The organism is Chryseosolibacter histidinae, from assembly GCF_018598225.1.
Taxonomy (GTDB): Bacteria; Bacteroidota; Bacteroidia; order Cytophagales; family Cyclobacteriaceae; genus Chryseosolibacter; species Chryseosolibacter histidini.
The window spans coordinates 214,919-236,689 of record NZ_JAHESF010000001.1 but is presented as its reverse complement, the minus strand read 5'-3'; the positions used below and the strand labels follow the sequence as shown (position 1 = coordinate 236,689).

Here is a 21,771-nt window from a genome sequence, read left to right as displayed (position 1 = left end):
GAAAAGAAATGATCATCAAAATATCTTGGCGTTCTTTGCGCTTCTTAGCGACTTTGCGTGAACTGCATTTTTGCTGATGTCCGGACGCCGGTGATACCAGAGATCTGTTGGCGTCCCTTGCTTCACCCGACGATCAGTATTTGTGGCGCAGCGTTCTTGATCCGCGTCTCTACCCACATACTCTCTTTATTTAAGTGTGCAAGGGCTTCCTTACAAACAAGCTCCAGCCGGGTATTGCGTTGCGCCATGGCTCCCTGCTGAAGAATGGTCCAGCTGGTGTGGGCATCATGGATCAGCAGTGAGAGTGCATGCAGGTCGCGCAGCAAACCGTACGGTCCTATGCGCATGTTTGCAAAAAGTGCTTTAAAAAGCCCGGGCGATTCCTCTTCATTGGTATTGTCCTCGGCGTTAAACATCTCCAGCGAAGCCTTGTGCTCGTCTGACCACCGCACGAAACGTTCGCACATTTCCACCACATCAGTCTCAAAAGAATGTTGTCTCATGATCTTCTTCAAACCAAGACCCAGGTTTTCTTCTGCCTCCCGCACGTGGGATAAATATTGATCTACATGCATACCTATAATTTTAAAGTTTCTTTTGTCGTTTGCACCGCGCTTTTCACGGCGCTGCGCAACGTATCCTTCGTCTTTGATGCTAATTCGCTGAGCTTTGTATCGAGCCTGACAAGGTTTACCGCATTGTATTTGAAGTGCGGCTGCTTGCTCACAGGATCCCAGCTCGGTTTCGTCAATTCGTTGGCCGCGGTCTTTGCGTCTTCACCGTCCCAGTAGCCATAGTGAAAAGGAACAAACACCAGTCCCGGTGCGATGCCTCCGATCCTGGCCGGCCCCTGCACGCTGCCAAACCTCGATTCCAGCCTGACGAGGTCCCCTTCCTGGATGTTGTGCTCATTCGCATCTTCCTGAGAGATCTGGATGAACACGTCCGGCGCCGCATCATTGAGCTCTTTGACGCGGCCTGTTTTTGTTCGTGTGTGAAAATGATACACCACCCTTCCCGTGGTGAGCAGGAGCGGATATGATTCGTCAGTGAAGCCAAGCGGCGGATCGTATTCGCAGGGAAGAATGATCGCGCGGCCGGCAGGATTGTTCTCTTTATACTTCTCCGGGGGAACGGCTCCGCCAGTTGTCAGATCATGCGTATAACCTTCACACAGCTCATAGTCGGTATTAAAATAACCGTCGGTATATAATCTTTCCTTGCCATCGGGATATTGCTCGTTGCAGGGCCACTGGATGCCCGAGCCCTGGCTGAGCTTTTCGTAGCTCAGGCCTGAATAGTCACAGGGTCTTCCTTTCGAGCAGCGCTTCCAGCCCTCGAAGGCCTCTTCTGGCGACGACCATTTTACCAGGGGCTGCCCATCCTTGTCCCGAAGATCCATGCGCCTGGCGTAGTCGATGAAAATATCGAGATCCGACTTTGCCTCACCGGGTGGATCTATGGCCTTGTGAGAAATGTGAACGGTGCGGTCTGCGTTGGTAAAACAACCGGTTTTCTCTCCCCATAGCGCGGTTGGCAGAACCACGTCTGCGAGCTGCGCGGTTTCGGTCATGAACGCATCCTGCACCACAACGAACAAGTCATTTTTTTTCAATATGTGCCTGATCCGTGAGAGGCCTGGTAACGACACTGCTGGATTGGTGCCTGCGATCCACAACATCTTAACCGAGCCGAGCTCTGCATACCGCATGATCTCCATGATCGGTGTGGGTGGCCCCCAATGCGGAATGATGGACGGATCAACGTTCCAGATATCGGCTAATTGCCGCACATGTTTTTCGTTATGCCAGTTGAAGAATGCCGGAAGCTCTCCGTTGGCACCACACTCCCGTGTGTTTTGCGCTGTTGGCTGACCATTCATCTGGAACACGCCGCTTCCTTCTTTTCCAAGCAAGCCGCGAATGAGGTGAAGGTTGTTGATCTGCACGGCCGCGCCCGTAGCCTGCCATGCCTGGAAGACTCCCTGCAGCGCAGTAGATACCAACGACGGTGTTGACGCAATGATGCTGGCCGCTTTTAACAGCAGGCTCGCCGGAACACCGGTAACTTTTTCGACAAGCTCGGGTGTCCATTGCGAGACCGTTGACTTGAGGGCATCGAAGCCAACAGTGTGTTTCTCAAGATAGTCATGGTCAACAGCGTCCCATTCGATCAGCTGGTGCAGCAACCCGTTCAGGAGCGGTACATTGGTTCCAACGCGGGGCATCAGGTGAACGTCAGCCATTTCAGCCGTGGCCGTTCTGCGCGGATCGACCACAATGAGCTTGGGTGGCCTGGGACCTTTCATCCGGTCCAGCACACGCGACCACAGTACGGTTTGTGTGAATGCCATATTATGACCCACGAGCAAAAGCGCATCCGTCAGATCAATATCACGATAAGAAGCCGGCTGCCCGTCTGCACCAAACGAAAGTTTTAAAGCCCATGCCGACGTCGATGTGCAAAGCCTTGTGTTGCCGTCCACGTGATTTGTTCCAAGGCCGGCTTTTGTTATAACGCTCAGGGTGTAGTACTCCTCGAGAAAAAGTTGTCCGCTGTTATAAAACGCAAGCGACCCACTGGTGTGCCTGGCAATAAGCTCTTTGCTCCTGGTAACGATCAGGTCCATCGCTTCCTGCCATGTAGCTTTCCGAAAGCTGCCATTTTCTTTGATCAGCGGCACCGTCAGGCGGTCGTTACTATGGTTGGCCTTCCACCCGTGCAATCCCTTCGGGCCAAGCCTGCCATGGTTAATACGGTCCACCGCCCGGCCCCTTACGCCCACGATGCGATTATCTTTGACACCAATGTCAATACCACAACCGTTCGAGCAGAGAACACAGGCTGACTGTACCCATTTGTCAGGCTCTTCAGTAATGTATTGATCGACCCTTTCAGGCCATTGGTCATAATAAGGAGTTCTTTCACCCCAGATCTCCCTGATGCTGTTGCGGCTGGCATTTATCATGGCATGACTGTGAATTGTTAAGTTTATCCGCACCAAATGTATGCCCGCACTGCTTCGTCGTCTATTGTCGGTTGGGGACGCTGGCGCCATGCCACGACGGGGAGTTTTTTGCCATTAATTTCAAATTAATAACTTCTTAAGCCTGCGCGGGTATTTTTACTTCCATGACAATCAACCTACGCATGCTCCTGGTCGTTTTGCCGGTGCTGTTAGTGGCCGCGGGTGCTGGCTCCCAGAAACGATCCTATCACTTTGACCGAAACGGTATTTCAAGAGAAGTGCTCGAGAATTATCTCGACCGTTCCATTACCATGGCCTTTTTCCTGGTGCCTGCAAAACCTGAGGGCAAACGTACCTACCCTTATCATGAAGACGATCTGCGCATGATCAGAAACACCGGTGCCAAATTTATCGGGAGGGCTATTTACCGCTGGGGTGGTGAAGGTCTTTTGAACGATCCTGAATTCTGGAACAGGGCAAGATCGATCATCGACACCCTTCATCGCTTCGACCACGAGATCATTTTCCAGGGATGCCTCTTCGAGATTGTCACGGAAGAAGTGGAGCAGGTAAAAATACCGGCGTGGGTGTTTACAGATCACAAGCTGCCTGCAGAAGACCGCACCTTCTCTTACCGCGCCATGCTGAACGGGAACGGAAAGTTTGTGGATCACTGGCGAAAAGGAAGCAGCGTGCCTGATATCAGCCGACTGGAAACACAACTCTGGTTCTACTACCTGGCTGCTTCTTATATCAACATCGGTGTGGAGGCCTTTCACCTGGGGCAGGTTGAGCTCATTGGCATGAATGATCCTGAAAGAACTTCGTGGGTGTCGCTTGTGTCGATGATCAGGCAATTTGCAGCCAACCATGCGCGGCGCCATTGGGTGTTGCTCGACGCGCATGTACCCAAAGGTGGAATGGTGAAAGACGGCACGAGCCTTATCGACTTCAACTCGTTTCCGCTGCGTATAAAACCGATACCCCGGAAACCATACCAGGGTAAACTGGAAGCGGGCCACCTCGATGCGCTCTATAACAAAAGCAAGGGCTGCGTGGCGCCCAGCGGTTGGACCTGTGAGAGCCTGCCCTACCTGGTGGAGTTCGATAACTTCGGACGAAGCAACAAAACCAACGTAGCCGATACCACCTCTCACTTTATCTGGGGATGGGATGAGATCTCGTGGTTCTCCTTACAACCCGAGCATTACCGTAACGAATGGCTGAGGTACGCTTATCAATGGATCAGAAAGACAGACCCGAACGGACATCTGCAAATGCCTGGCTGCCGAATGATCACCTGCCCCAACGAGACCTCCGGAAGCTACAGGGCCAACACACGAAGTGAAGCCTGCCCCATAGGATACTCGCAGGAAGAGGTGATCAAGGAACTCTGGCGTAATTAGATGTGAGATTGTGAGATGGGAGATATGAGACTTGCTACCCTCCTCTCCGCACTGGTTGTAACAAAGGTCCCGTGTCTCATCCCGATAGCTAATCGGGACTCATATCTCAAATCTGCTCTTAGAAGGTTGGTGGCGGTGCGTTGAGGTCTGCGTCCAGGAAGTCAGTGATCATGGGGATGAGCCAGTTTGTTCGCTGGATCATACCTATATGAGTTGTACCGGGTATAATGGCCAGGCGGGATTTCGGCAAGCCATTGAGATCTCCCATCTTTCCACCTCCTTTGGCGCGAAACAACTCCAGCGCATGCTCATACCGCACACCGTCGGCATCGCCAATGGCCATGAATATCGGCGCCTGGATCTTTTTCACATCCTTGGTCCAATCGTAGGGCTTCAGGTCTATGCTGATCACCTTTTTTACAAATTCCTGGAAATGGGCCGGGTCGTTTCCGAGGCTGTCGTATTGTTTTTGTATAGGCGTACCGTTAAACATATCGGCCGTGAAAGTACCATACATGGCTTCTACTTCGGGCCACCATCCATCGTGGGTATAGGTGCCTGACAACACCACGAGCCTGCGTACCTGCTCAGGATGGCGCACCGCTACCTGGAAGGCTACCCCACCGCCCATGCTATATCCCAATACATCGGCACTATCGATGGCGAGGTGCTTCAGCAGACCGGCTACATCGTCAGCCATACCTTCGTAACTGATTTCGCGGGCGATATCCCTTGTGCGTCCGTGGCCTTGCAGCTCGGTTACGATTACCTTCCGGTCTTTAGCCAGCAAGGGTATAATATGCTGCCAGTTCAGCGGTATGGTCATATACGAGCCGTGAATCAGTACAATGGGCTTACCGTTGCCGTAGACCTCATAATACATTTTCAATCCGTTTACGTCTGCATAGCCGCTTTCACCCGGCTTCAGGGTCTGGCTGGCAACAGTGTCTTTCGGCCCAGGTGACGTTGCCTGATTTTCTTTTTGGCAGGCTACCATGAGCGTTACAACCATGGCAATCAGGAGACCAGTTATAATACGTGTGTTCATAATTGTGTCGTTTTGTTATGATACAAAGCTCGTAAACAACACCAATTCACTTATAGGGCACATGCGACAATTACCGGGGTTAAAAGCGACATTACAAAAAAAGATGCAGCGCTTGGACGGTTGACTAAAAAAAAAGAAATGCACACCAACCAATTAGCACACCATTTATTGGGTGACAGTTGCGAATGATGCCACAATGAAAGACCTTGACCTGGATTTACGACCGGGATTTATAAGATTTACGGATTTACAGGATTAAAATCCAGTTAATCCTGTGAATCTTGGCAATCCAGGTCTAATCTTGTAAATCTTGGTAATCCAGATCTAAATCTTATAATCCTGTTCTAATCATGGTCATATTCATTACCGGCTCGGCGGATGGGCTGGGTCATCTGTCAGCCAGGTTGCTGGTGGAACAAGGTCATCAGGTTGTATTGCATGCCCGGAATGCGGAGCGTGGACGTGAGGCGTTGAAAAAAATTGCCGGCGCAGCACAGGTGCTAACGGCAGATCTGTCGAGCATCGAAGAAACAAAAGCGCTGGCAACGCAGGTGAACGAATTGGGCGCCTTCGATGCGGTGATCCATAATGCCGGTGTTTACCAGACTTCCGCAAAGCTTATCTTCGCGGTGAACACACTGGCGCCTTATATTCTCACGAGCCTGATCCAAAAACCGAAACGGCTGATCTACCTGAGCTCCGGAATGCATTTGCACGGGCGGCCCAATCTTGAGTATTTTAAACAGGGCATTGATCGCATAAGCTATTCTGATTCCAAATTGCATGTGATGATGCTCGCTTTGGCTGTTGCGCGAAAGTGGCCGGAGGTATATTCCAATGCCGTGGATCCCGGATGGGTTCCAACAAAGATGGGTGGAAAAAATGCACCTGACGATCTTCAGAAGGGATATGAAACACAAACCTGGCTCGCGGTAAGCAACGATGAACGCGCCAAAGTAAGCGGCCGCTATTTCTTTCATCAAAAAGAAAGATCTTACAATGCCGCCGCTAACGATGTGGCTGCGCAGGAAAAACTGCTGAAACTGTGCGAGGAGATCACGGGTGTTGCGTTTCCACAGCATCCCAAAGGTTGAAGGAGCAGGTTAAAATAATTCCTTCTCCAACCTGTCGATGAGCTTTTTCAATTCCTTGATCGCCCCCGTATCTTTTTCATTGATAGCTTTATTGATGGCCGATACGATCATTCCTTTTATTTTTTTCAGCCTGTCATCGCGGTCCAGGAACGCAGGCTCTTTTTCGGCCAGCACAGCACGGGCTGTTTCAATTTTCTTTTTCTGAACATCTTTGATCTTGCTCTCCACATCATCCAGGATCTCGTCCCTGATCACCTTTGCCTTGTTAAAAAGGTCAGCCTCATTTTTAAAGGTCAGCCTGTCTGGATCCTTATGCTCCGTTAAGACCTGGATGTCGGACTTCTTGACCTTTGACTGACCTGAAAGGATCTGGAACTTCAGCTTGGCATTACTTTTACCAATGATATCCACCCCTTCCGCAAACTTGGCGTCTCGCTTGATCGTGCTTTCGCTGACCTTAAATTGTTCAGCCAGCATCTCCGAGGTCGAAAGCTCATTTTGTCCTTTCGACAGCACATTTTTATATCCGCCCTTTGAATTTTTTAAAGCCAGGTACTTCACGCCCCTGTAGTAGCTCATCTGATCCGGGTTCAGATTCCTCCTCCCCAACTGGTTATCCACCATCCAGTCTTTCACTTCGCCCATGTCTGCGAAATGGACTTTTTTGATCTTGTATGGCAAATCATGTTTCTGGCAGATCTTCAATCGGTTGTGACCATCTACCAGAACGTTGGAACCGTCAGGTCTTTGCCATACCACCAGCGGATCTCTGCATCCTTGACTCAGGATATTCTGCTCCAGCGTGCTGAACTCCTCTTTCGATAGAGGCACAATAAATTCCTTGAGTGCTTTTAATACAGTTACGGGACTGCTTTCAACCATTGTATCAACATTACGGGCCGAACCAAATTTACAGGTTATCAATTAAAATAACAACCACACCCGCCATGCAGCGTAAAGCCATGTTCCTCAACGTGGAGCTTGCTGACTCAGACGCTCACAAGTAGTAAGTGATGTACGCAGTTATCTGTGAGGTCCTACAATTTTGTCGATATTTTCCCGGAACGTCGCGCTGACAGGAATTTCAGTTGTACCGATGTAAACAAAGTCGCGTTTAATGGTTGTGATCCTGGATATTGCCACCAGGAAGGATTTGTGCGTACGTACAAAAGTGCCGGCGGGAAGTTTTGCTTCCATTGCCTTAAGCGACATACGGGTGAGAACAGGTTTAACGCTTGAAGAAAGATAGATCTTGATATAATCCTTGAGGCCTTCAATGTAGTTGATATCGGCAACAACGATCTTAACGAGTGAATACTCCACGTTCACAAAAAAATCGCCGCGCTTCTCCGGTTGCAACCCCGCGACTGCATGCTTCATGCGGAACAAGTCAGCGGCACGATTGCACGCTTTCAGGAACCGCTCAAAACCAAAGGGCTTCAGGATATAATCAACAACCTGGAGGTTGAACCCCTCCACAGCGTATTGCTCATAAGCCGTGACCATGATCACCAGGGGCGGGTTGCCCAGTGATTGCAGAAACTGCAGGCCGTTTAACCGGGGCATCTGGATGTCAAGAAAAACCAGATCGACCGGCGCTTTCTGCAACGTTTCCATTGCCTCCAGCGCGTTTTTGCAAGAGCGTACGAGCTCCAGGAAAGGTACCTGGCTTATGTGATCCTCGATCAATTCCCGAACCAAAGGCTCATCATCCACAACAACACAACGCATCCTCATAAAAGACTCAGGGTTAAATTAATACTGAACAAGTTGTTACCGGTATCGATCACCAGGTTGTGCCTGCCCGGATACAGTAATGCCAGCCGCGAACGCACGTTGCTCAAACCGACCCCGGAGCTTTCATCCTTGCTGGTATCCGGCTGCGGCGAAAACTTGTTCGTCAGCTGAAAGCTCAGCACTTCTTTTCTGAAAGTTAAGCTGATGTTTATAACGGGCTCATCCACATACCCCGTTCCATGTTTAAAAGCATTCTCGATAAATGGGATCAACAGCATCGGCTCGATGTTATGGGTTTTCACTTCATCCGACACATTCACATGGAATATAATTTTCACATCGCGTCCGAACCTTAATTCCTGTAAGGCAACGTAGCTTTGAAGATACTCCACCTCCTCTTGCAGCGATATTTTTTTACTGCCCTCAGAAAACATATAACGCATTAACCGGGAAAGCATCAGCAGTGAATTCTCCATCTGGTCAGACTTCTTTCTTGCGAGCGAAACCAGGTTTGTCAAAATATTGAACAAAAAATGCGGGCTGATCTGCGAACGCAGGAACTTCACTTCCATCGCCAGCTGCAGGGCTTCGTTTTCTTTCTGGAGTTTTTCAGCGCGGATCTTATCAATTGTGATGTTATAAAAAACGCTGACAATAAATACCAGCATGGAAGGGAACAGCACGTGCGCTCGCGCGTCGGGTGTTGCGTCAGGGAACCATTGTTCGAGTATGTAGAACTTTACCATGACGGATAAGAGAACGAGTGAAACAACCGAGACCATGTATAACAGCCAGTAAGACCTGTTAAGAAGCTTCGGATAGAGAACCTGGGCATTCCCATAAAATATCACCATGTGGACGAGACCCGACAAAGTAAAGTAGCCCCCTGGAAGCGGACCAATTTTATACTGGTTGGCGGCATCAGAAACCAGATAAGGGAGAAAGAGCACCAGGCTCCACGCAAAAGCATGGAGTATCCAATTCAAATATTTGTATCTGGTTATGTTCATCGCCTCATCCCGACCACTAGTGCCCGGCCTTCGGGGATCTTTCCGGATGTTTATGTCGCAAGAAGATGAACATTTTTTTTACTTGCAACAGCTGGGTTCCGCAGGCTCTCGCCTTCAAGCACTTACTCATTTATCAGCGTCAAATAAAGTCGCCAGACTTTACAACATTATCGCCGTGCCCCTGATGGTTGTCTATTCATTAAAAAAGGTATCGCTACTGCAATTTAGTTTGTGGTGTCCTGGCAAACATCCATGACAGATCTCAATCAAAACAGAAACAAAAGGTAAAATTATGGGTATTAAAAAGTTGCTTCGTCTTTGCTTGTTATATATCATCATTGCAATGCCATTGGCCGCTCACGCCGCATCAGGAGCGGGTGGTTTGGGAGCAGGGCGACTCTTACCGGGCTTAGCGGCGTTAGCAGGTCTGACCGGTATGATCATTGGGTGGCGCGCCCGCAACGGCAGCAGTCAAGCAAGGGCCATCGTTGCCGGTGTTTTAGGATTAACAAGCTTGTTTATCGGTGTGCTGCATGCTGCCAACGCCGCCGGTGGTTTTGGAACCGGTAATGGGCTTGCCGGCGCAATCGTGGCCATACTGTTGGGCCTTGCAAGCATGGTAGTCGGTTTAATAGGCCTGGTGCGTTTTCGTCGTATTGCCAAATGAAAGCCCTCCGTCTGTTAAACCAACCCCAGCCCAATGGCGATAGAGAGGATGATGAGCATCACGGTGACCACAACCTGTACAGTTTCCAGGGTGATCTTCTTCAGCAACCTGCTTCCGGCGAATGCACCGACGAAGGCTGATAAAGTGGCCGCGATCACCAGCGTGAGATTCTCCTGTAAACCCGACGCCGAAAATCGTGAAAGGTAAACACCCAGTCTTGAAAAATCCACAAGGCAGGCAATGACTATTCCTGTGGCGATGAAAGACTCTTTGCTTAACCCGGTTTTGACCAGGAACGCGCTCCGCAGCGCACCCTGGTTGCCGGACAGCCCTCCGAAAAAGCCGCTTAAGATACCTCCCAATACCAGGTTATTTCCGAATTGAATGTTCTTCAGCACCGGAATGGATTCCATCAGCGCGAAGATGATCAGCAGCACGGAAACCACAGCCTTCACGGGTGTTATCACAAACTCCTTGCCCATCAGCGTATAGGCATACAGTGGCCCGAGGCCGGTGATCTTCAGCAAGACAAAAGCGCCAAAGAACGCAAAAACGAACGCCGGAATGCCGAACCTTAAAACAATACGTTTGTCGGCATGGTGACCCACGAGCGTAAACTTAAAAATGTTGTTCAGGAAGTGTACCACGCCGGTCAGGGCAATAGAAATTTCAATCGGAAAAAAGATCGCAAACACGGGCGTCAGGATCGTGCCCAGTCCGAAGCCGGTGAAAAATGTCAGCAGCGACGTGACCAGCGCAGCAACGCAAAGAATAACAAGCTCCATTTCTTAACAGCCATGATCGCCCGCTCCTGTCGCGGGCTTACTGCTTCGAAAATACAACTTTAATAGAACTTATTTTCCTGATCCATCGCGCGGTCTTCTGATTTGCAGGGTTCATAAAGTCCGTCGAGGTATGACATACCGGTAGCATCTTAAACGATCAGGATCAGGGTCTCGTAGAGACGGCACAAGCTCAAAAAAAAGGAGCCCTCGGGCAGCCAGTCGCTGTACCGCCAGGGGGCTCTTTATACTTTTCGATTACCAGCTACACCCTATATCAGTCAACCTTTTTCAGGATCCATTCTCCGGGCACCGTAAGCGCGTTCACAGGGTCTTGTTTCTTTTTATTAAGGATCACGTGCTCCGTTAACCGAAGCGTAAGCCTGATCACATTCGGGTCCTGCAGAAGCAATGTGCCGGCGTGATTTCTTTCGCGCGAGAGGTCACGAAAGGTTGTCAGGTTAACCTGCACCTGGCCTTCTGACGATCCAAGAATGGTGACGTTCTTGTCATACGGGCCTCCGGCAAAGCTCAGGGTACTTTCCACAACTTGCCCGTTGATGGTAAGCTCATGCCAGCCGATCAGCAGATCGCGCGAGTAATCGAAGCCTTTGAAATAGACTTTTTCCTTCTTCAGCACCAGCTTCAACGATTGACCACCCTGCGTGCCCTGCCAGGTTCCGGCAAACTTATCAAGCGCAGTGTCCGTGACGTAGTCGCCTTTTTTCGGCTCCTGTGCCCACGAATCAACTAGCGATATAAACAGGACTAATACCAGAATATATTTCATACGTTATATGCTTTAATAATTTTTTAGAAACATTCAGCGGCGGATACATTGTTGTTTGCATCCAGTTCCAGCACATCCCAGTCGCCCCAGGTGCCATCAGCTTTCAGGAGCTTCAATCCCGAGTGAAGGGTATTCAACATCTGTAAGAATGATTTTTCATTTTGTGCGACGCTGTTTGTTTCAGTAATTTTATATACAGAACCATAAACACTTGCGAACAAGTTAAAATTGACGTCATCATTCAGGAAATTATTCGCGAACGCCCGGAACTGGTCTACATCATCGATGACCAAAGCATAGCTGGTACCACTCGCTGTAACAACACCCGCCATAAAAGATGAAGGGTTAACCATGTTGCCACCGTTAAGGACCTGGGCAATGGAGCGAATATCATCCGGCGAAAAGATCGACAGGAGGCCGGCATAATGCGTGTGAATAAATCCATCGATGGGCGAATTGATATTGATATTGATCGATGCCTCGCCTGCGACACCGTTCACCGGCGTATACGTCGAGGTTCCATCCGCATTGTTTTTGAAGGTATGACCTGTCTCATAGTTAAGATTTGTCTTGGAATCCAGTTCCGACATCTTGCCCCTCAGCGCCTGGTTTTGCTCGAGCGCTCTTGCAATAACGCAAGGATCTACCGGAGAAATGGTTCCCATCCATTGGTTCCAGTTGGCGTTATACGTATAGAGCAACCCGTCAGGCCCGATCACAAAATAGTTGGGAAAGGGAGCCGGTGGCAGAAAGTAGTAGGTGTTGCGTTGTGCTGTGACAACAACGGCCGGAAGGGTTACCATTATGGTCTGCCATGCACAACCCCAGTCGTAACAGTTATATTGGAGCACTTTGACGGTGCCATCAGCAAGTGTCACCGTAGTTTGTTCGCCGGGTTGCGGATTGGTGGGAATTCCCGTGTTGGGAGGAGGAGCACTTCCGCCACCACCACCGCCACCTCCACACAAGCTCCGGCCTATACGCGTCTCCTGACAATCACACGTAGTATACAGGAATTCCCACGTCTCAGAGGTTGTTCCGTCAGAATAATAAGTAGTGGTCACAAGATACCAGGCCGTGCAGAGCGCCGTCCTCCCTCCTTTTTCCGTATCGCCAATCGTGACCCTGCCATTGATTTTTACCTGGCCGTCTTCGTATTCATTAAAGAACAAAATATCCTGATAAAGAGAATAAACGGAAGCCCTGCCTGTAAAATCATGAACTTCGTTTCCGATAAACTTGATGATCAACTCATCCGGTTCAATGTTCGTCTCCCCTTCAAATGCAACGATCCGGAAATCCGTTAGCGCACCATTGTTCATTTGAAAAACGGCCCTTCGGGTTCCACCTTTCACGCCAGACAACTCACCTAATCTCACGGTGAATAACTCCTGCCCTCCCGCGAGCGTGTATTTTCTGACGTCGTAAAAATCAAGCTTGTTGATCACCTCTTGCATTTTTTCATAGAGCTCGGAAGAGCTCTTTACTTTCCTCGAGTCCAGGGAGGAAAGCAGCATTCCTTTAAAAGGAGATTCAATGGGTTGATAGTCGGAGTGATCCTGCATACAGGAAGCCAGCAATAGCGACATCAACAAAATCAAATAACGGGTACGTAGGCGTTTATCCATAGTAAAACGGTTTAGGTTACGTAGTGACAATTGCGAAATGGCTGGGTGGGAAGTGCTTTCGCTTTTGGAATAAAAGCCAACGGAGCGATATAAAGGTAAACGAACCGGCGAAAAAAAGAAACAAATTGTACAAATTATCTATACCCCTATACGCCGGATTGGCCTCCGCACGACGGCTTTCCGGTGAAGGTTCGCATTCCATTTTGCTTAATGCTGGTTCATTTTGATGCCTTTTTTTCCTTCCTGCACAGGTTTCATAAAAAAAATCCTGAAAACACTTGCGCAGCTACTTGACTGCACATATATTTGCAGTCAAATAACTGCATAAAATGGATCTGCGAAGAGATGTATTTCAGGCAATTGCCGACCCTACCCGGAGGGCGATCATTACGTTACTGGCCCTCCAGGCCATGACCCCTACGGCCATCGCGGAGAATTTTTCTTCTTCGCGGCAAACCATTTCCAAACATATACAGATCCTTACCGAGTGTGAATTGCTCACGCAGGAGCAAAACGGAAGGGAAATTTATTATCATTTTAATCCCAAAAAGATGAAAGAGATCGCGGACTTTATTGAGCCATTCCGGAACATGTGGGATGACCGTTTTAATAAACTGGAAACCATCATGAAAAAATACAAATCAAAAAAATAGACTATGGAACGGAAAACAAAAGTCCATGCTGAAGAAGGAAAACACGACGTGGTGATCACCCGGGAATTCGACCTGCCGGTGGAATTACTTTTCAAGGCGCACATGGAGCCCGAGATCTTCGAGCAGTGGATGACCCACGACTATGGCACCGTGAAAGTGCTGAAGTTCGAAAATAAAAAACACGGCGGCTGGCAATTTCAAAACGCCGACCCGAATGGGAACGTGGTGTTCCGCGCCAATGGTGTATTCCATGAGGTTATCCCCAACCAGAAGATCATCCGGACCTTTGAGATGGAAGGTTCGCCGTTGGAGGTACAGCTCGAGTTCCTGGAATTTGAAAAGCTCACCGACGACACCAGCAGGCTCAGGATGCACTCCATTTACAGAACACCCGAGCTCAGAGATCAGCTGCTGAAGCAACCTTTTGCCGCAGGACTGAACATGGCACACAACCGACTCCAAAACGTACTCAGCAAACTAAAATAACTACAACTATGACTAAGAGAAACAAGATCATCTATTGGGTTGCCACCATTTGGCTTTCGTTAGGAATGTTATCCACAGGGTTCGTTCAGTTGCTCAACATAAAAGAGGAAACGGCCTTTATTATAAAGCTCGGCTATCCTGTCTATTTTCTGACGATCCTCGGCATTTCGAAGATCCTGGGTGTTGTGGCATTGCTTGTTCCCAGGTTTCCGTTACTGAAGGAATGGGCTTACGCGGGCTTCATTTTTACAATGCTGGGCGCGCTCTTTTCTCATACGGCTTCCGGAAGCGCCGCCAGCGAGTTTTTCGGTCCCGCGTTATTGCTCACCCTCACAGTCATATCATGGTATTTCAGGCCGGCCAATAGAAAGATCGTTGCCGTTGCTCAATAATAATTCATCAATAATAGCTAATATCGTATGCAAATGATCAGCAAGCTTATCATGTTCACGGTGCCTGTCAACGACATGCCCAAAGCAAAAACGTTTTATGCAGACAGGCTGGGTCTGAAGGCCGCGTCTGACTACCGGCAGGATGACAACCGCTGGTGGGTATCCCTCACCCTTCCCGATGGCAAGGTTTCCATCACACTCACCACCTACCACGAGCACCTGAAGCCCGGTAACATGGTGGTATACTTTGCAACGCCCGACGTTGCCGCTGCCCACAAAACACTCAGTGAACAAGGTGTTGAAGTCAACGAAGTTAAAGATGATCTGTACGGCCCGGGCTCGAAGGTAAAGTGGTTTACCCTGAAAGATCCGGACGGCAACGTGGTATACCTGGTACAGGAATAATCATAATGAACAAATAAAAAAAAAGCGCATGAACCCAAAGATCGATTGGTTTTTTAATAAGGCTACACCGTGGCAGAAGGAATTTCAGCAGCTGAGAGATATCATTCTCGACTGCGACCTGGTGGAAGAATTGAAGTGGGGCCAGCCTTGTTATACGTTCGAGAAAAAGAACATCGTGCTGATCCACGGGTTCAAAGAATATTGTGCGCTCCTATTTTTCAAAGGGGCCTTGATGAAGGATCCCAAAAAGATCCTGATCCAGCAAACGGAAAATGTACAGGTGGCACGCCAGATCCGGTTCACCAGTCTCGCGGAGATCGTAAAGATGAAATCAACCTTGAAGAAGTACGTTTACGAGGCCATTGCCGTGGAGGAATCTGGTGTAAAAGTGACGTTGAAAAAGACTTCGGATTTTAAGATGCCCGAAGAATTACAAGTCAGGCTGAATAAGAACCGCGCCCTGAAAACTGCCTTCAACGCATTGACACCCGGGCGGCAACGAGCGTACATTTTTTATTTCTCGTCGGCCAAACAGTCCAAAACTCGGGAGGCAAGGGTTGAAAAGTATACGCAGAAGATCCTTGATGGAATGGGATTGGATGATGAATAGGCAGTAGTTAATCCGAAATAACATAAAGTATGAAAAGCACTAAAAAGAAGGTATCCTCAGAAGACTACACAGGGCTGCTCAAGGTATTAAAAAACCGTTTTGAGAAAAACATGAATCGCCACAAAGGCATCAAATGGGCCGATGTGGAAGCGAAGCTGGAGGCCAATCCTGAAAAGCTGCGGTCGCTGGATGAAATGGAATTAACGGAGGGCGAACCCGATGTGGTTGGGTACGATAAGAAGACCGGCGAATATATTTTTTTCGACTGTTCAGCGGAGAGTCCCAAAGGCCGCAGAAGTATTTGTTTCGACGATGAAGCGCTGGAGTCAAGAAAAGAGCACAAACCGAAAAACAGCGCCATGAATATGGCAGCCGAGATGGGCATCGAAATGCTGACTGAAGAACAATACCGGGCATTGCAGGAGCTTGGAGAATTCGACCTGAAAACATCCAGCTGGGTACAAACACCGGCCAAGGTCAGAAAACTCGGCGGAGCGCTCTTTTGTGACCGCCGCTTCGACCAGGTCTTCGTGTATCACAACGGGGCCGAATCTTACTATGCCGCCAGGGGATTCCGGGGCTCGCTCAGGGTCTAGATTTATACCTGAGCTGGTGTATCACTCCTGTAATGAATAATGTGAACGCCTGACTTCAGGTGGTTGCTGTTCACATAAGAAAGCAGGCGCTTTTCCGGCAGGTTCAAGTTGCCAAACAGGCGCATACCATCTTTACCCGCGCCGGCAATGAAGGGATGAATAAAGAAATAATAGTCGTCTATCAGGTTCATGCCTGCCAGCGCTGCCACAAGGCCCGGACTTCCTACCGTCAGTAATCCGCCACTTCCCTCCTGCTTATAGGAATTGATATCTTTCAGATCAATTTCCCGTACAATGGTCGAGTTGTTCCACGCAGTCGATTTTAAGGTCGATGAAAAAACCACCTTGTGGATATCGTTCATGGTCTTCGCCATCTTAGCTTGTGATTCCGGTACACCTTCTTTTTCCAGGATGAGCGGCCAACGGTTCTGGAACAGCTCGAACCTATTGCGGCCAAAGGCAATTGCCCTGCTGTACGAGAACAGGCCAAGCGTAAACTCGTAAAATTCGCTATCGGCAATGGTGTACTGCGCATCGACAAATCCATCCGGCGTTGTATTGATCAAACTCATTATCCTTCCCATTGTTTCAGTGTTTTAGTATTCCCAGGCGCTGCAAATTATCACTTAACTATCTCGTTCACAGGGGGTAAAACGGACTTTTAGCGGGGCTGATCCGGACAGACCAGGAAGCCTGGGCAGCAGGAAATGACAAACATTAAAAAGTTCTTTGAAATACAAAGTGCTTTTAAATATCTTTGCCTTACCGGGAACCAAAACCTCTTTTAATTCCGGGCATCTGCCAGTTCGAAATACGAGCCATCGAAACCATGACGTTAAAGATCACCAATATCTCAAAAGCTTATCCCAACGGCGTTCAGGCGCTGAAAAATGTAACGCTCTCCATTCCTAACGGGATGTATGGACTGCTGGGGCCTAACGGTGCAGGTAAGTCGACACTGATGCGCATACTGGCCACGTTACAGGAGCCGGATGAAGGAAGCATTCACCTGATCGAGCCCCCGCAGATCGCGCCCTTGAAACCCGGGCGCATCATCGACGTGGTGAACGAAAAAGACGAAGTGCGCAAAACACTCGGGTACCTGCCACAGGAGTTCGGCGTTTATCCGAAAGCAAAAGCACAGGACCTGCTGGAGCATTTTGCGATCCTCAAAGGGTTCTCCGAACGCAAGTCGCGCAAAGAGGTTGTAGAGGCGCTGCTGCGAAAGACCAATCTCTGGGATGTTCGTAAACAAAAGCTGGGCGGATATTCGGGAGGCATGCGTCAGCGCTTCGGTGTTGCTGTGGCACTCCTGGGCGATCCGAAGCTGTTGATCGTAGACGAGCCTACTGCAGGGCTGGATCCCGCCGAACGGGTACGTTTTCTGAACCTGCTGAGCGAGCTCGGTGAGAACAGCGTGGTGATCCTTTCCACCCATATTGTAGAAGATGTCAGTGAGCTCTGCACGCGCATGGCAATCATCGATCGCGGCGAGATCCTGCTGGAGGCACAACCGATGGGTGTTATGAAGTCGCTGCAGGGAAAGATCTGGCGACAGATGATCGGCAAGGAAAGGCTGGCGGAGATCGCGAAGGATCATTGCGTGATCTCCACCAAATTGTTTGCCGGCCAAACCGTGGTGCATGTTTTCAGCGATGACAAGCCTGGCAATGATTTCGAACCTGTGGAGGCCGACCTGGAAGATGTTTACTTCAGCGCCATGGCAGGCCACATTGGCAACCGTAAACCGGAGCCCGTACTATGAAGTTCCTGGAGATCTTCCGCTTCGAGCTTTCCTATCAAGTACAGCGGGTCTGGACCTGGCTCTTCTTCGCCGCCCTGCTTGGGTTCTCTTTCCTGATGACAAGAGACAACGCGCTTTCCGAGGCGCTTTACGACGACTTCTTTCTCAACTCGCCCTTCGCCATCGCCAAAACCACGGTTGCCGGCAGCCTCATCTGGCTCCTGGTGACTGCCGTGCTGGCGGGTGATGCAGCGGGCCGGGACGTAGCGACAGGCATGCACTCCCTCTTCTATACAGCGCCTATCAGCAAAGCCGCATACCTCGGGGGAAGATTCTTCGCAGCTTTCGTTCTCAACGCATTGATCCTGCTGGCCGTACAGGCAGGTGTTTTGCTCGGCGTCTATTTACCCGGTGTGGAGGCCGCACTCATCGGTCCGTTCAGGCCGGCGGCATACCTTACAGCCTATGGCTTTCTCGCACTTCCAAATGCCCTGGTTGCTACCGCCGTACAATTCGGCCTGGCTACACGCGCGGGGCGGCCCATGGCGGCCTACCTCGGAAGTGTGCTCATCTTCTTCATGTCTTACATTGTAGGCCTCTTTCTTTTTTTACAGGGGCGGCAGGACCTCGCCAACCTGCTGGACCCGATCGGTGTACACTTCATCTTATCGGAGCTCTCGCATTTATGGACTCCCACCGAAAAAAGCTGGCGCCTGATCGCGCTCGAGGGAACGGTGCTCACAAACCGCCTGCTATGGCTGGGTGTTGCACTGGCAACCATGGCCCTCACCTACCTGCGCTTCCGTTTTGCGCATCGTACGGAAAGTAGCTGGTGGAAGCGCTGGATCCGCCGCCGTGATCAGTACACAACAAGGACTGACAGCTTCAGCGCCCCGGCAGACACATCAATCTCACAAACGCTGCGCTCACAAGACAGGCGGACGTTCGGGTTTATTATGCATGTGCGGCAAACACTCGCCATCGCATGGGCATCGTTCAGAACGATCGCCACAAGCTGGGCCGGGCTTGCCATGCTGGTAGCCATCCCGATGCTCACCGTGCTTGTTATCATCGACCAAATGGAGGCCAATGGTGTGCCACTGTTGCCCACCACCCTGCGCGTTGTGAGCGAGCTCACCACTACCCTATCCGCCGAGCAGAGCCGGTGGGTGATCGTGCCACTGCTCGTCGTTTTTTTTGCCGGCGAGCTGGTGTGGCGCGAACGGGAAGCCGGACTGGGCGAGATCACTGACGCCATGCCGGGGTCGGAATGGGCTCCTTTCGTTGGCAAGTTCCTGGGACTTGGTCTGGTACTTACGGTGTTCATGGCGCTGCTCACAACCGCCGGGATACTGGCTCAGACAATGCTTGACTACCACGCGTTTGAAATTGGTTTATACCTGAAGATCCTGTTCGGGCTTCAGCTTCCGGAATATCTGCTCTTCACATTGCTTGCCCTGGCGATCCATGTGGTGGTGGACCAGAAATACATCGGCCACCTGGTGACGATCATCGTTTATGTGATCATAGCGCTCGCGCCCATGTTCGGCATCGAGCATAACCTGCTCATTTATGGCGCGGGGCCGGCATGGTCTTATACCGAGATGCAGGGTTTCGGTGCTTCGCTCGGTCCGTGGTTGTGGTTCAAACTTTATTGGGTTGCCTGGACACTGCTTCTCGCGGTTGTGGCGAAGCTGCTGTGGGCACGCGGCAGGCAGAAAGGCTTCAAAGTCCGGCTCCGGGTGGCGCGCAGTCGTTTCACACGTGCTACGGCCCTGACTGCCACGGTGGCGACAATGCTCATCCTAACGTTGGGTGGCTACATTTTCTATAACACGAATGTACTGAACGAATATCTCACTGAAGCCGACATAGAAGAGCGCAGCGCAGCATACGAGCTCCGTTACGGACGATATGCGCAGATCCCTCAGCCCCAACTGACGGGCACCAACCTGCGCGTGGAGATCTACCCCCGGCGCCGGGCGGTGGAGATCCGCGGTTCATATCACCTGGTGAATCACAGCGCCATGACCATCGACTCCATCCATGTGGCTACTGTACCGGGTGTGGAGACGGGAACCATCACCTTCAACAGGAAGGTTTCGCTGGCAGTGGCTGACCAGGATCTCAACCATCGTATCTATGCCCTGGAGCACGCACTGCAACCAGGAGACTCGCTGCAGCTCGCCTTCGAAGTGAACGTTGAGCCTCATGGCTTTCGCGAAAACGGAGTAGACGCCGCAGTGGTTGCCAACGGCACGTTCTTCAATGTTCAGGACTGGCTCCCTGCTATTGGCTATCAGCGCGATCGTGAGCTCATCCGTGCCACAGACCGGCGGAAGTACGGTCTGCCTGCGCGACCGCTGATAGCCTCGCTCTACGACGCTGAAGCCCCGAAAGACCGGAGCGCGGGAATTGTCTTCGATGCTGTGATCGGCACCGATGATGATCAGGTGGCCGTGGCGCCGGGAGCACTGCTGCGAACGTGGACCGGACCTTCCGAACCTGCGAAAAACGTTGTGGCAGGCGCAGCCCAAAACACAGCTTCATCTCCTCCGGCTTCACCTCACGACCAACAAGATCGACGCTATTTCCATTACACCACCGATGGACCGATCGGCACCGAATGGACGATCTTCTCTGCCAACTACGCCGTGCATGAAGCCCGGTGGAGTCCTGAGCAAGGTGAAAAATCTCCCGTTGACAGCACACAGCAGGTCGCGATCCGGATCTTCCACGACCCACGCCACACAGCACATCTCGATCGCATGATGCGGAGTATCCGGGCTTCGCTGGACTATTACACGGAGCATTTTGGTCCGTACCAATATCACCAGATCAACGTTGTTGAACGTCCGGGTAACGGCACGGGCATGCATGCCGACCCTAGTATGATCACTCATGCCGAAGGATTTTCGCACTGGAAGCCGAACGATGATCCGAACAGCCTCGACCTTCCCTATGCGGTGGTGGCGCATGAGATAGCCCATCAATGGACTGTGCCCTACGCCACTGTTGAAGGAGCACCGGTGATGTCTGAAAGCGTGGCCTGGTATTACGGCATGAAGGTGGTGGAGCACGCGAGAGGTGTCGACCAGCTCAAACGCCTGCTGAGCTTCATGCGTCAACCGTACCCATATCCGCCGATCCGCCGGGGTGAGCCATTGCTGCGAGGGCTGGATCCATACCTGTCGTACCGCAGAGGTCCCTTTGCGTTGTACGCAGTGAGCGAGTACATCGGCGAGGCGCGTGTGAACACAGCGTTGCGAACCATGCTGAAGAAACACCGGCCACAAAACGCTCCCCTGGCCACTACGCTTGACCTGTACAGCGAGTTGAAGGCGGTAACACCTGACTCCCTGCACTACCTGCTGCACGACCTGTCCGAGGTAAATACCTATTGGGAGCTGGAGGCCACTGGCGCAACAGCAAAGCAGACGCAAACAGGCAACTGGCAGCTGACGCTCCACCTGCAGGCACGCAAGGTGGTGGTTGATAGCGCAGGTATGGAAACTGAGGTCGCCATGGATGACTGGATCGAGATCGGCGTCTTCGCTTCCGCGAGTGGCGACGCACAAAAGAAGCCGCTCTATCTTCAGAAGCATCACATCCGTTCCGGGAAGCAGACATTAGTTCTCCATATGCCGGAAAAGCCAGAGCGTGCCGGCATTGATCCGAGGCAGTTGCTGATAGACCTGGAGACGGATAACAATACCAGAAAGGTGGATGCGTTAAACGCAAAGCAGGAATGACCG

21 protein-coding genes are annotated in these 21,771 nt (G+C 50.8%); 11 read left to right on the top strand and 10 right to left on the bottom strand.

Features of this window, described 5'->3' with window-relative positions; all coding sequences use genetic code 11:
* Window positions 1-122: 122 nt before the first annotated feature.
* Entirely contained in the window at window positions 123-575 is a 453-nt protein-coding gene (locus tag KK083_RS00845) for a hypothetical protein (RefSeq protein WP_254159157.1), read from the bottom strand.
* 2 nt (window positions 576-577) lie between these two features.
* Window positions 578-2,968, bottom strand: coding sequence for a molybdopterin oxidoreductase family protein (locus tag KK083_RS00840; protein WP_254159155.1), 2,391 nt, complete (start codon window positions 2,966-2,968; stop codon window positions 578-580).
* Window positions 2,969-3,132: 164 nt separating this feature from the next.
* Between KK083_RS00840 and KK083_RS00835 the strand changes: the two genes are divergently transcribed.
* Window positions 3,133-4,374 (top strand): hypothetical protein, encoded by a 1,242-nt coding sequence (locus KK083_RS00835; protein WP_254159153.1) that lies wholly within the window; start codon window positions 3,133-3,135, stop codon window positions 4,372-4,374.
* Between the two features lie 118 nt (window positions 4,375-4,492).
* Here KK083_RS00835 and KK083_RS00830 read toward each other — a convergent pair whose 3' ends face one another.
* Window positions 4,493-5,422 (bottom strand): alpha/beta fold hydrolase, encoded by a 930-nt coding sequence (locus KK083_RS00830; protein WP_254159138.1) that lies wholly within the window; start codon window positions 5,420-5,422, stop codon window positions 4,493-4,495.
* Window positions 5,423-5,772: 350 nt separating this feature from the next.
* On the opposite strand from KK083_RS00830, the gene KK083_RS00825 reads away from it, so the two are divergent.
* A complete protein-coding gene (locus tag KK083_RS00825) occupies window positions 5,773-6,516 on the top strand; it encodes an SDR family NAD(P)-dependent oxidoreductase (RefSeq protein WP_254159136.1) in 744 nt (247 codons plus the stop codon).
* A 9-nt stretch (window positions 6,517-6,525) separates the two neighbouring features.
* On the opposite strand, the gene KK083_RS00820 is transcribed toward KK083_RS00825, so the two are convergent.
* The 3 genes from KK083_RS00820 to KK083_RS00810 all read right to left on the bottom strand — a co-directional run bounded on the left by KK083_RS00820 (window position 6,526) and on the right by KK083_RS00810 (window position 9,239).
* Window positions 6,526-7,398: a ParB N-terminal domain-containing protein gene (locus tag KK083_RS00820; protein WP_254159126.1), complete on the bottom strand. Its 873-nt coding sequence runs from the start codon at window positions 7,396-7,398 to the stop codon at window positions 6,526-6,528.
* Window positions 7,399-7,539: 141 nt separating this feature from the next.
* On the bottom strand, window positions 7,540-8,253 hold the full coding sequence (locus KK083_RS00815) for a LytR/AlgR family response regulator transcription factor (RefSeq protein WP_254159117.1): 714 nt from the start codon (window positions 8,251-8,253) through the stop codon (window positions 7,540-7,542).
* Complete coding sequence (locus tag KK083_RS00810) at window positions 8,250-9,239, bottom strand: sensor histidine kinase (protein ID WP_254159108.1); 990 nt, start codon at window positions 9,237-9,239, stop codon at window positions 8,250-8,252. Before KK083_RS00810 ends, KK083_RS00815 begins: the two co-directional genes overlap by 4 nt.
* Before the next feature lie 316 nt (window positions 9,240-9,555).
* Here KK083_RS00810 and KK083_RS00805 point away from each other — a divergent pair, with 316 nt between their 5' ends.
* Entirely contained in the window at window positions 9,556-9,930 is a 375-nt protein-coding gene (locus KK083_RS00805; RefSeq protein ID WP_254159100.1) for a DUF6223 family protein, read from the top strand.
* Between the two features lie 14 nt (window positions 9,931-9,944).
* Here the strand turns inward: KK083_RS00805 and KK083_RS00800 are convergent, their stop codons facing one another.
* The 3 genes from KK083_RS00800 to KK083_RS00790 form a co-directional block, all read right to left on the bottom strand.
* Window positions 9,945-10,715 (bottom strand): TSUP family transporter, encoded by a 771-nt coding sequence (locus KK083_RS00800; RefSeq protein ID WP_254159098.1) that lies wholly within the window; start codon window positions 10,713-10,715, stop codon window positions 9,945-9,947.
* Window positions 10,716-10,989: 274 nt separating this feature from the next.
* Window positions 10,990-11,502 (bottom strand): DUF6705 family protein, encoded by a 513-nt coding sequence (locus tag KK083_RS00795; protein ID WP_254159082.1) that lies wholly within the window; start codon window positions 11,500-11,502, stop codon window positions 10,990-10,992.
* A 23-nt stretch (window positions 11,503-11,525) separates the two neighbouring features.
* Window positions 11,526-13,130: a hypothetical protein gene (locus tag KK083_RS00790; RefSeq protein ID WP_254159074.1), complete on the bottom strand. Its 1,605-nt coding sequence runs from the start codon at window positions 13,128-13,130 to the stop codon at window positions 11,526-11,528.
* Window positions 13,131-13,459: 329 nt separating this feature from the next.
* Between KK083_RS00790 and KK083_RS00785 the strand changes: the two genes are divergently transcribed.
* From KK083_RS00785 to KK083_RS00760, 6 genes are read left to right on the top strand one after another with little or no spacing between them, the layout of a single operon-like run.
* Window positions 13,460-13,783: an ArsR/SmtB family transcription factor gene (locus tag KK083_RS00785; protein ID WP_254159072.1), complete on the top strand. Its 324-nt coding sequence runs from the start codon at window positions 13,460-13,462 to the stop codon at window positions 13,781-13,783.
* 3 nt (window positions 13,784-13,786) lie between these two features.
* Window positions 13,787-14,269 (top strand): SRPBCC domain-containing protein, encoded by a 483-nt coding sequence (locus KK083_RS00780; protein ID WP_254159070.1) that lies wholly within the window; start codon window positions 13,787-13,789, stop codon window positions 14,267-14,269.
* A gap of 8 nt (window positions 14,270-14,277) precedes the next feature.
* The gene (locus KK083_RS00775) at window positions 14,278-14,661 is read left to right on the top strand and encodes a DoxX family protein (protein ID WP_254159042.1); all 384 of its coding nucleotides are present in this window, start codon (window positions 14,278-14,280) and stop codon (window positions 14,659-14,661) included.
* A 33-nt stretch (window positions 14,662-14,694) separates the two neighbouring features.
* Window positions 14,695-15,066, top strand: a complete 372-nt coding sequence (locus KK083_RS00770) for a VOC family protein (RefSeq protein WP_254159040.1) — start codon at window positions 14,695-14,697, stop codon at window positions 15,064-15,066.
* A gap of 28 nt (window positions 15,067-15,094) precedes the next feature.
* Window positions 15,095-15,676, top strand: coding sequence for a YdeI/OmpD-associated family protein (locus KK083_RS00765; protein ID WP_254159031.1), 582 nt, complete (start codon window positions 15,095-15,097; stop codon window positions 15,674-15,676).
* A gap of 29 nt (window positions 15,677-15,705) precedes the next feature.
* Entirely contained in the window at window positions 15,706-16,272 is a 567-nt protein-coding gene (locus tag KK083_RS00760; protein WP_254159029.1) for a DUF4256 domain-containing protein, read from the top strand.
* A 2-nt stretch (window positions 16,273-16,274) separates the two neighbouring features.
* On the opposite strand, the gene KK083_RS00755 is transcribed toward KK083_RS00760, so the two are convergent.
* A complete protein-coding gene (locus KK083_RS00755) occupies window positions 16,275-16,856 on the bottom strand; it encodes a dihydrofolate reductase family protein (RefSeq protein ID WP_254159027.1) in 582 nt (193 codons plus the stop codon).
* A gap of 245 nt (window positions 16,857-17,101) precedes the next feature.
* On the opposite strand from KK083_RS00755, the gene KK083_RS00750 reads away from it, so the two are divergent.
* Together KK083_RS00750 and KK083_RS00745 are read left to right on the top strand one after the other, a co-directional pair.
* Window positions 17,102-18,037, top strand: coding sequence for an ABC transporter ATP-binding protein (locus KK083_RS00750; protein WP_254159025.1), 936 nt, complete (start codon window positions 17,102-17,104; stop codon window positions 18,035-18,037).
* Complete coding sequence (locus KK083_RS00745) at window positions 18,034-21,768, top strand: ABC transporter permease/M1 family aminopeptidase (protein ID WP_254159023.1); 3,735 nt, start codon at window positions 18,034-18,036, stop codon at window positions 21,766-21,768. The genes KK083_RS00750 and KK083_RS00745 overlap by 4 nt, the downstream gene beginning before the upstream one ends.
* The last annotated feature ends 3 nt before the right edge of the window (window positions 21,769-21,771 follow it).

Bases quoted from the DNA above. Each gene is read 5' to 3' on its own strand.
- KK083_RS00750 (WP_254159025.1), top strand. From the start codon at position 17,102: ATGACGTTAAAGATCACCAATATCTCAAAAGCTTATCCCAACGGCGTT.
- KK083_RS00805 (WP_254159100.1), top strand. From the start codon at position 9,556: ATGGGTATTAAAAAGTTGCTTCGTCTTTGCTTGTTATATATCATCATT.
- KK083_RS00780 (WP_254159070.1), top strand. From the start codon at position 13,787: ATGGAACGGAAAACAAAAGTCCATGCTGAAGAAGGAAAACACGACGTG.
- KK083_RS00835 (WP_254159153.1), top strand. From the start codon at position 3,133: ATGACAATCAACCTACGCATGCTCCTGGTCGTTTTGCCGGTGCTGTTA.
- KK083_RS00790 (WP_254159074.1), bottom strand. From the start codon at position 13,130: ATGGATAAACGCCTACGTACCCGTTATTTGATTTTGTTGATGTCGCTA.
- KK083_RS00815 (WP_254159117.1), bottom strand. From the start codon at position 8,253: ATGAGGATGCGTTGTGTTGTTGTGGATGATGAGCCTTTGGTTCGGGAA.
- KK083_RS00775 (WP_254159042.1), top strand. From the start codon at position 14,278: ATGACTAAGAGAAACAAGATCATCTATTGGGTTGCCACCATTTGGCTT.
- KK083_RS00845 (WP_254159157.1), bottom strand. From the start codon at position 575: ATGCATGTAGATCAATATTTATCCCACGTGCGGGAGGCAGAAGAAAAC.
- KK083_RS00770 (WP_254159040.1), top strand. From the start codon at position 14,695: ATGATCAGCAAGCTTATCATGTTCACGGTGCCTGTCAACGACATGCCC.
- KK083_RS00755 (WP_254159027.1), bottom strand. From the start codon at position 16,856: ATGGGAAGGATAATGAGTTTGATCAATACAACGCCGGATGGATTTGTC.
- KK083_RS00760 (WP_254159029.1), top strand. From the start codon at position 15,706: ATGAAAAGCACTAAAAAGAAGGTATCCTCAGAAGACTACACAGGGCTG.
- KK083_RS00765 (WP_254159031.1), top strand. From the start codon at position 15,095: ATGAACCCAAAGATCGATTGGTTTTTTAATAAGGCTACACCGTGGCAG.
- KK083_RS00800 (WP_254159098.1), bottom strand. From the start codon at position 10,715: ATGGAGCTTGTTATTCTTTGCGTTGCTGCGCTGGTCACGTCGCTGCTG.
- KK083_RS00795 (WP_254159082.1), bottom strand. From the start codon at position 11,502: ATGAAATATATTCTGGTATTAGTCCTGTTTATATCGCTAGTTGATTCG.
- KK083_RS00745 (WP_254159023.1), top strand. From the start codon at position 18,034: ATGAAGTTCCTGGAGATCTTCCGCTTCGAGCTTTCCTATCAAGTACAG.
- KK083_RS00820 (WP_254159126.1), bottom strand. From the start codon at position 7,398: ATGGTTGAAAGCAGTCCCGTAACTGTATTAAAAGCACTCAAGGAATTT.
- KK083_RS00840 (WP_254159155.1), bottom strand. From the start codon at position 2,968: ATGATAAATGCCAGCCGCAACAGCATCAGGGAGATCTGGGGTGAAAGA.
- KK083_RS00785 (WP_254159072.1), top strand. From the start codon at position 13,460: ATGGATCTGCGAAGAGATGTATTTCAGGCAATTGCCGACCCTACCCGG.
- KK083_RS00825 (WP_254159136.1), top strand. From the start codon at position 5,773: ATGGTCATATTCATTACCGGCTCGGCGGATGGGCTGGGTCATCTGTCA.
- KK083_RS00830 (WP_254159138.1), bottom strand. From the start codon at position 5,422: ATGAACACACGTATTATAACTGGTCTCCTGATTGCCATGGTTGTAACG.